The sequence below is a fragment of the Kocuria sp. p3-SID1428 genome, assembly GCF_025149945.1.
Taxonomy (GTDB): domain Bacteria; phylum Actinomycetota; class Actinomycetes; order Actinomycetales; family Micrococcaceae; genus Kocuria.
Genome location: NZ_JALXVH010000079.1, coordinates 1 through 7,924, shown reverse-complemented (window position 1 = coordinate 7,924; position 7,924 = coordinate 1). Strand labels below are relative to the sequence as shown.

Annotated in this window: 6 protein-coding genes; 2 read left to right on the top strand and 4 right to left on the bottom strand. The window is 70.1% G+C overall.

The genetic code is table 11. The features are described from left to right. Positions 1-9 precede the first annotated feature (9 nt). From M3E84_RS12070 to ileS, 3 genes are read right to left on the bottom strand one after another with little or no spacing between them, the layout of a single operon-like run. On the bottom strand, positions 10-459 hold the full coding sequence (locus tag M3E84_RS12070) for a DUF4233 domain-containing protein (protein WP_259896491.1): 450 nt from the start codon (positions 457-459) through the stop codon (positions 10-12). A 4-nt stretch (positions 460-463) separates the two neighbouring features. Beyond that, positions 464-1,864 (bottom strand): folylpolyglutamate synthase/dihydrofolate synthase family protein, encoded by a 1,401-nt coding sequence (locus M3E84_RS12065; RefSeq protein WP_259896495.1) that lies wholly within the window; start codon positions 1,862-1,864, stop codon positions 464-466. 44 nt (positions 1,865-1,908) lie between these two features. Then, a complete protein-coding gene (ileS, locus tag M3E84_RS12060) occupies positions 1,909-5,268 on the bottom strand; it encodes an isoleucine--tRNA ligase (protein ID WP_259896490.1) in 3,360 nt (1,119 codons plus the stop codon). A gap of 378 nt (positions 5,269-5,646) precedes the next feature. On the opposite strand from ileS, the gene purU reads away from it, so the two are divergent. Beyond that, positions 5,647-6,510, top strand: a complete 864-nt coding sequence (purU, locus tag M3E84_RS12055; RefSeq protein WP_259896487.1) for a formyltetrahydrofolate deformylase — start codon at positions 5,647-5,649, stop codon at positions 6,508-6,510. 317 nt (positions 6,511-6,827) lie between these two features. Beyond that, positions 6,828-7,028, top strand: coding sequence for a hypothetical protein (locus tag M3E84_RS12050; RefSeq protein WP_259896486.1), 201 nt, complete (start codon positions 6,828-6,830; stop codon positions 7,026-7,028). Positions 7,029-7,035: 7 nt separating this feature from the next. Here the strand turns inward: M3E84_RS12050 and M3E84_RS12045 are convergent, their stop codons facing one another. Next, positions 7,036-7,779, bottom strand: a complete 744-nt coding sequence (locus M3E84_RS12045) for an SDR family oxidoreductase (protein ID WP_259896493.1) — start codon at positions 7,777-7,779, stop codon at positions 7,036-7,038. Positions 7,780-7,924: the final 145 nt, after the last annotated feature.

Below are 7,924 nucleotides of genomic sequence, written 5' to 3'. Positions count from 1 at the left end.
CGGAGCCTGTCAGCTCAGGCCGTGCTGCCGATCCCACTCGAGCTCAGCCTCGTAGCGCTGCCGCTTCTCGCGATCCATGCGCCGACCGGTGCGCAGCGAGTACCACCAGCACAGCACGAAGATCGCGCCCACGATGAACATGGCCGGCAGCACGAAGCCGGTGGCCAGCAGCACGAGCTGCAGGATCCACCCCAGAGTCGGCCCCCAGGGCTTGCTGACCATTCCCGAGGCGAGCCCGAACACGACCGCGAGCATGGCGGCGCCGATCAGCACCGGGACGCGGCCCGGATGCCCCTCGCCCCACAGGCCGAAGACCGCCAGGCCGCCGAAGAAGACGACGAACGCCTCCATCAGCAGCGTCGTGGCGCCGAACATCACCAAGACGGAGGCCGGCTTCTTGCGCTGCCCCGGCCGCCATTCCTGCTGCTTCCTGCTCAGCTTGCGCTGGTTGCGCGCCATGGGCTCAGCCCTCCAGGATTCCGCGGGCCTCGCCCACGACGGTGATGGAGCCGGTGACCAGCACCGCCGACTCGCCCTTGCCCTCGACCTCGGTGCGCGCCGCCGCCAGGGCGGCCTCGAGGCCCTCCCCGATCGTCTCCGCAGTGTGCACCGACGCCTCGTCGTAGCCCAGCTCGACGGCCGCTGCGGCCAGCTCCTCCGGGTCCACGGCCCGCGGGGAGCCCGAGCGGGTGAACCACCACTGCATGCTCGCGTGCCCGTAGCCGTCGTGCAGGGCGCGCAGGACGCCGTCGACGTCCTTCTCGGCGAGCACCCCCACCACGGCGTAGAGCCGCTCGGGGTGGAAGGCCTCCACGAGGCCCTCAGCACTGGCGCGCACGCCGTGCGGGTTGTGCCCGGCATCCAGGATCACCGGCGGCGACGGCTGCATCAGCTCCAGGCGCCCCGGCGAGGTCATGGCCGCGAAGGCATCGCGGACGACCTCGATGTCCAGGGCGCGTTCCCCTCCGCCCACGAAGGCCTCGACGGCGGCCACGGCCACCGCGGCGTTCTGGCCCTGATGCGCCCCCAGCAGCGGCAGCAGCAGCTCGTCGTACTCGGCGGCCAGGCCGCGGATCGACAGCTGCTGCCCGCCGACGCCGGGCGTGCGCTCGGCGACGCCGAACTCCACGCCCTCGAAGCGGAACGGGATCCCGAGCTCCTGCGCGCGCTCGAGCAGGATGTCGGCGGCCTCCGGGACCTGGGCCGCCGAGATCAGGAAGCCCTCGGGCTTGAGGATCCCGGCCTTCTCGTGGGCGATGTCCTCCACCGTGTCGCCGAGCAGCTCGGTGTGATCCAGGTCGATCGGGGTGACGACCGAGACGGCGGCATCTGCCACATTCGTGGCGTCCCACTGCCCGCCCAGCCCGACCTCGAGCACGACGATGTCCACGGGGGCGTCGGCGAAGATCGCGAAGGCCAGCACGGTCAGCAGCTCGAAGTACGTCAGCCTCTGCTTGCCCTCGGCCTCCAGGCCGGAGTCCACGACAGAGATCAGCGGGGCGATCTCGGCGAAGACCCGCACGAAGGTCTCCTCGGTCACCGGGGAGCCGTCCAGGCAGATGCGCTCGGTCACCGACTCCAGGTGCGGCGACGTGTAGCGGCCCACCCGCAGGTCCTGGGACAGCAGCAGCGCCTCGATCATGCGCGCCGTGGAGGTCTTGCCGTTGGTGCCCGTGATGTGGATGACCGGTGCGGCCCGGTGCGGATCGCCCAGCAGCTCCACGGCCTGCTCGACCGCCTCCATCCGCGGCTCCATGGCCGATTCCGGGGCGCGGGCCAGCAGCTGCTGGTAGACGTCTTCGACGGAGCCCACCGACGGCGCGGCCCATACCGAATCGTCCTGGCTCAGCGCGGAGGCCCCCAGATCGGTGCCCTCGGCCGCGGTGTCCTTCTTGGGGGGATCGATGCTCACAGCGCGCCCTCCGATCCGGCCGTCTCGACCACGGCGACCGTGATGCCCGACTGCTTCGGGTCCGGCGCCTCGATCAGCTCGAGCTCGACCGACAGGGTCTCGCCCGAGACGAGCTCACGGTGGGCCTGCACGGCCGCGATGACCTCGGCGGTGTCCGTGATCGTGGTGCGGATGCGGTCGGAGACCTGCAGCCCGGCATCCTTGCGGGCCTGCTGCACGGCACGGACCATGTCGCGGGCCACGCCCTCGGCCTCCAGCTGCGGGGTCAGGGCGGTGTCGAGCACCAGGAACCCGCCGCCGGGCAGGACGGTCACGGCGGTCTGCGCCGCCGCGTCCTCGCCCACCACGGTCTGCAGCTCGTACTCGCCCTCGGCCAGCTCGACGCCGCCGGCGCTCACGGTGCCGTCCTCGGCGGTGGACCACTCCCCCGCCTTGGCGGCCTTGATCACGGCCTGAACGCCCTTGCCCAGGCGCGGGCCCGCGGCGCGGGCATTGACCTTGAGCTGCTGGGAGATGCCGTAGTCCGAGGGGCTCGTGCCGGCGGTGTCGCGCAGCTCGACCGACTTGAGGTTCAGCTCATCGGCCACGATGGACTCGAAGGTCCCGGCCAGGGCCTGCCCGTCCGGGACCACCACGGTCATCCCGGCCAGCGGCTGGCGCACGCGCAGGCCGTGCGCCTTGCGCAGAGAGGACCCCGCCGAGCACACCGCACGCGTGGTCTCCATGAGCTGGACCAGCCGCTCGTCCTCGGCGGAGTGGGGGAACTGATCGGCGTCGGGCCAGTCCGTCAGGTGCACGGAGCGCCCGCCGGTCAGCCCGCGCCAGATCTCCTCGCTGATCAGCGGCAGCAGCGGTGCCGACATCCGGGTGGTCGCCTCGAGCACGGTCCACAGGACGTCGAATGCCGCGCGGTCCTCCTCGAAGAACCGGTCGCGGGACCGGCGCACGTACCAGTTGGTCACCAGCTCCATGTGCGAGCGCAGCGTCTCGGCCGCACCCCAGATGTCGTAGTCCAGGAACTGGCACTGGACCTCCCGCACCGTCGCCCCGGTGCGGGCCAGGACGAAGCGGTCCATCACGTTCTCGCTGTCGTAGCGGGGCTGGGCGTCGTAGCCGGCCCCGCCGTCGGCGGCGTTCGTGTAGAGGCTGAAGAAGTTCCAGGTGCTCCACAGCGGCAGCAGCATCTGGCGGGTGGCCTCGCGGATGCCCTCCTCGGTCACGATGAGGTTGCCGCCGCGCAGGATCGGGCTGGACATCAGGAACCAGCGCATGGCGTCGGCGCCGTCGCGGTCCAGGACCTCCGAGACGTCCGGGTAGTTGCGCAGGGACTTGGACATCTTCTGCCCGTCGGAGCCCAGCACGATGCCGTGGGAGATCACGTTGCGGAAGGCGGGACGATCGAACAGCGCCGTGGCCAGGATGTGCAGCGTGTAGAACCAGCCTCGGGTCTGCCCGATGTACTCCACGATGAAGTCGCCCGGGTTGTGCGTGGCGAACCAGTCGCGGTTCTCCATGGGGAAGTGCACCTGGGCATAGGGCATCGACCCGGAGTCGAACCACACGTCCAGGACCTCGGGCACCCGGCGCATGGTGGCCTCGGGGTGATCCGGGTGGGGGCGCGTCAGCTCGTCGATCCAAGGCCGGTGCAGATCCACCTCGCCCTCGGCGTTGCGCGGCAGACGACCGAAGTCCGCCTCGAGCTCGGCCAGCGAGCCGTAGACGTCGCGGCGCGGGTGGGCCGGATCATCCGACTCCCACACCGGGATGGGCGAGCCCCAGTAGCGGTTGCGCGAGATCGACCAGTCGCGGGCGTTCTCCAGCCACTTGCCGAACTGCCCGTCCTTCACGTTGCCCGGGATCCAGTTGATCTCCTGATTGAGCTCGACCATGCGCTGCTTGAACCGGGTGACCTCCACGAACCAGGAGTCCACCGCGCGGTAGATCAGGGGATTGCGGCAGCGCCAGCAGTGCGGATAGGAGTGCGCGTAGGACTGCTGCTTGACCAGCAGACCGCGCTCGCGCAGGTCGCGGATGATCGTGCGCGAGACCTCGGGGTCGAACACGTTGCGATCGGCGATCGGGCCCAGCGGGGTGCCCGGCACCACGGAGCCGTCGGCGAACCAGCCGAAGAACGCCCCGGACTCATCGACCGAGAGCACCACGGGGATGCCGTGGGCGGCGCAGGCGATCTGATCGTCCTCGCCGTAGGCCGGGGCCTGGTGGACGATGCCCGTGCCGTCGGTCGTGGTGACGTAGTCGGCCGCGATGATCTGCCACGAGTTCTCCAGCGACTGCCCCGGCGCCAGTGCCACGGCCGTCTCCGGCAGCCCGCGCAGGTAGTCCCACAGCGGCTCGTAGCGCAGCCCCGTCAGCTCGGAGCCGGCGAACGTGCGCTCCACGGCGGCAGCGGTCTCGTCGGCGGAGTCGTAGCCCAGCGCCTCGGCGTGGGCGCCCAGCAGGTCCTGGGCCAGCAGGAAGCGGCGGCCCTCGAGCTCGCCGCTCCCGGGCGCCAGGACGTAGGAGATCTGCGGGCCGACCGCGAGCGCCTGGTTGGTCGGCAGGGTCCAGGGGGTCGTGGTCCAGGCCAGGGCCTCGGCGCCGGCGAGCTCACCGGCCAGCTCGGGATCGCCGTCGGCCCCGTCCTGGAGCTCGCCGCTCAGGCGGAAGGCCACGGTGACCGTCTGATCGGTGCGCTCCTGGTAGACGTCCTCGTCCATGCGCAGCTCGTGGTTGGACAGAGGGGTCTCGTCCTTCCAGCAGTACGGCAGGACGCGGTAGCCCTTGTAGACCAGGCCCTTGTCGTCCAGCGCCTTGAAGGCGCCGATGACCGACTCCATGTAGTCGGGGTTCAGGGTCTTGTAGTCGTTGTCGAAGTCGACCCAGCGCGCCTGGCGGGTGACGTAGTCCTGCCACTCGGAGGCGTACGTCATCACGGAGGTGCGGCAGGCGTCGTTGAAGCGGTCGATGCCCATGGCCTCGATCTCGGCCTTGTCCGTCATGCCGAGCTGCTTCATGGCCTCGAGCTCGGCGGGCAGGCCGTGGGTGTCCCAGCCGAAGCGGCGCTCCACGCGGCGGCCCTGCTGCGTCTGGAAGCGGGCCACGAGATCCTTGACGTAGCCGGTGAGCAGGTGGCCGTAGTGCGGCAGGCCGTTGGCGAAGGGAGGGCCGTCGTAGAAGACGAACTCGTTGGAGCCGTTCTCGCCGGCCGAGCGCTGGTCGATGCTGGCCTGGAAGGTGCCGTCGCGCTTCCAATACTCGAGCACCCGCTCCTCGATCTGCGGGAAGCGCGGGGAGGCGGGCACCTCGCGGGTCTCGCCGGTGCTCGCCTTGGGATACAGGGGATGCTGTGCGCTCATGTGGTCCGTCCTGGTCGTGCGTCGTCCTCGATCCCGCGGATCATGCTCCGCGGGTCCCTGCTGCAAGGACGCCGTGGCCGTGCGTGACGGCCGTCTTCGACGCGGTACCACCTCGCTTGCCCGCCGCCCCCGTGTCCGGGAGCAGGCGAGCCGCTCGAATGCTGAGGCTGTGTCGGGCCCGACCCGTTCGGCTCTACTGAGGGCGCGCGCCCCGTTCTTCCGAAGAGCTCCCCGGTGATGGCCGGATCCCTGCTCGCGTTCTGCCTTCGATCATAGGCCACTGCCCGCACCCGCGGCACATCGGGATGAGGGGGCTGCCGGGGCGCTTGTGGGAAGATATCGGGCGATCCCCCGCCTCTCGTCCCTCGAGGAAGTGCCGTGCTCCAGCGTATCGTCCGCGTCTCCTGCCCCGACCGCACCGGGCTGGTCTCCATCATCACGACCGCCTTCGCAGACCGCGGCCTGAACATCCACCAGCTGGATCAGTTCACGAACGACGGCTCGTTCTTTGTGCGCGCGGTCATCGAGGCCCCCGCCGGGCGCTTCGAGTCGCAGGCGGCCGAGGACGACGAGTTCCGCCGCCTGGGCGAGCGGCTGAGCGCCTCGCTCGATGCCGCCGAGGTGGAGATCCGCCCCCACCCGGCCCAGCAGCGCATCGCGGTGCTGGCCTCCCGAACGGAGCACTGCCTCAACGAGATGATCCGCCGGGCCCAGGACGGGCAGCTCGGCGGATCGATCGTGAAGGTCGTGGCCAATCACGACGTCCACCGACAGCTGTGCGAGTTCCACGGCATCCCGTTCGTCGTCGTCCCGCACGAGGGCCTGTCCAAGACCGAGCACGAGGCGGCCGTGCTCGAGGCGATCGGCGACGACGTCGACGTCATCGTGCTGGCGCGCTACATGCGCATCCTCTCGGACGAGTTCCTGCAGAAGGCTCCCACCCCGATCATCAACATCCACCATTCGTTCCTGCCGTCGTTCATCGGGGCGAACCCGTATCAGCGCGCCCACGACCGCGGCGTGAAGATGATCGGGGCCACCGCGCACTACGTCACCGCGGACCTCGACGAGGGCCCGATCATCGAACAGGACGTCACCCGCGTGCACCACGGGCAGTCCAAGGAGGACCTGGTGCAGGCCGGCGCCGATGTGGAGCGCACCGTGCTGCACCGGGCCGTGCAGGCGCACTGCGAAGGCCGGATCTTCCTCAACGGCGACCGCACGGTGGTCTTCGGGGCGTGAGGCCTCCGCTGTGACGCCGCTCTCCGCTTGAGGCGCTTCAGATGTGAGGCAGATCAACGAATCGACACACAGTGATCGGATCGTTATCGGTTTTCACCCCGAATCGGGCTCCGACCCCGCTTCAGGTCGCTACGTTGTCTCGTGGTCCGTCGCCGGAAGCTGTCCTCGGAAAGCATCCGGTCCTTGCTGACCCGCTGCGGCAGAGCCAGCCGCAGCCGACCGAGAGGTGCCGCAGCCAGCGGCACCGCGCCCCGGGAGCGACGATCGCAGGGAGTGATCGTCCGAGGGCCGCAGACAGCAGTTCAGGAGGTGCCCGCATGACCGATGCTCTCAACGGCCGAGCCCTGCTCGCCGCCGTGCTCGCCTTCCTGCTGGTGCTCAGCGTCCTGGCCGGCGTGGGCGCCTACGCCTCCAACGTCCACAGCTCCTGCGACGGCGCCGGCTCCTTCATCTCCCAGGTCCAGGCCTTCCACTCGGAGGAGGGCTGCGAGGTCACCGGCACCGCCTACTCGCGCTGAAGGCTGCTCAGCTGCTGCGGATCATCTTGTGCGGGGCGGCCTGGGCCACCGGCTTCACGGTGATCGTGTCCAGGTCCACGTGGTGCGGCAGGTTCACCGAGAAGGCACAGACCTCGGCTACGTCCTCGGCCGTCAGCGGCTTGTCGACCCCCGCGTAGACCTTGTCCGCGGCCGCCTGATCCCCGCCCAGGCGCATCAGGGAGAACTCCTCGGTGTGCACCAGTCCCGGGGCCACCTCGATCACCCGCAGGTTGTTCTCGGCCTCCTCCAGGCGCAGGGCCTCGGTCATGGCGCGCTCGGCGAACTTGGCGGCGTTGTAGCCCGAGCCGCCCTCATAGGCCCGCCACCCGGCGATCGAGGTCAGGTTCAGCACCGTGGCCTCGCCGTTGTCGCGCAGCGCCGGCAGGAAGGCGCGAATCAGGCGCATGGTGCCCATGACGTTGACCTCGTACATGAACTGCCAGTCCTCGTCCTTGGCATCGCCCACCTTGTCCGTGCCGCGGGCGCCTCCGGAGATGTTCAGCAGGGCGTCGATCGTGCCCTGCTCGGCCAGCACGCGATCACGCAGGGCGTCGACCTGCTCCTGCACCGTGAGATCGGTCGCCGCGGCGATCGCCCCGGTCTCCTGGGCCAGAGTCTCCAGCCTCTCGGCGCGCCGCGCCACGGCGTAGACCGTCCAGCCGTCGGCGCGCAGTCGTCGTGCGGTGGCCTCGCCGATGCCGGTCGAAGCACCGGTGACCACGGCGACCATCTGGCGGCCTGCGGCATTCGTCTTCACTGCGTTCACGTTCTGTGCTCCTTCGATGTGCTGCCTCGGCACCGGACCCCTCTGCAAGTTCCGTGCGCCCTGTCTGCCCCCGACGCTACCCACGCCGCCGCCTGCCAGCCACGCCCAC

Coding starts and splice junctions, on each gene's coding strand:
- M3E84_RS12070 (WP_259896491.1), bottom strand. CDS start 459: ATGGCGCGCAACCAGCGCAAGCTGAGCAGGAAGCAGCAGGAATGGCGG.
- ileS (WP_259896490.1), bottom strand. CDS start 5,268: ATGAGCGCACAGCATCCCCTGTATCCCAAGGCGAGCACCGGCGAGACC.
- M3E84_RS12050 (WP_259896486.1), top strand. CDS start 6,828: ATGACCGATGCTCTCAACGGCCGAGCCCTGCTCGCCGCCGTGCTCGCC.
- M3E84_RS12045 (WP_259896493.1), bottom strand. CDS start 7,779: ATGGTCGCCGTGGTCACCGGTGCTTCGACCGGCATCGGCGAGGCCACC.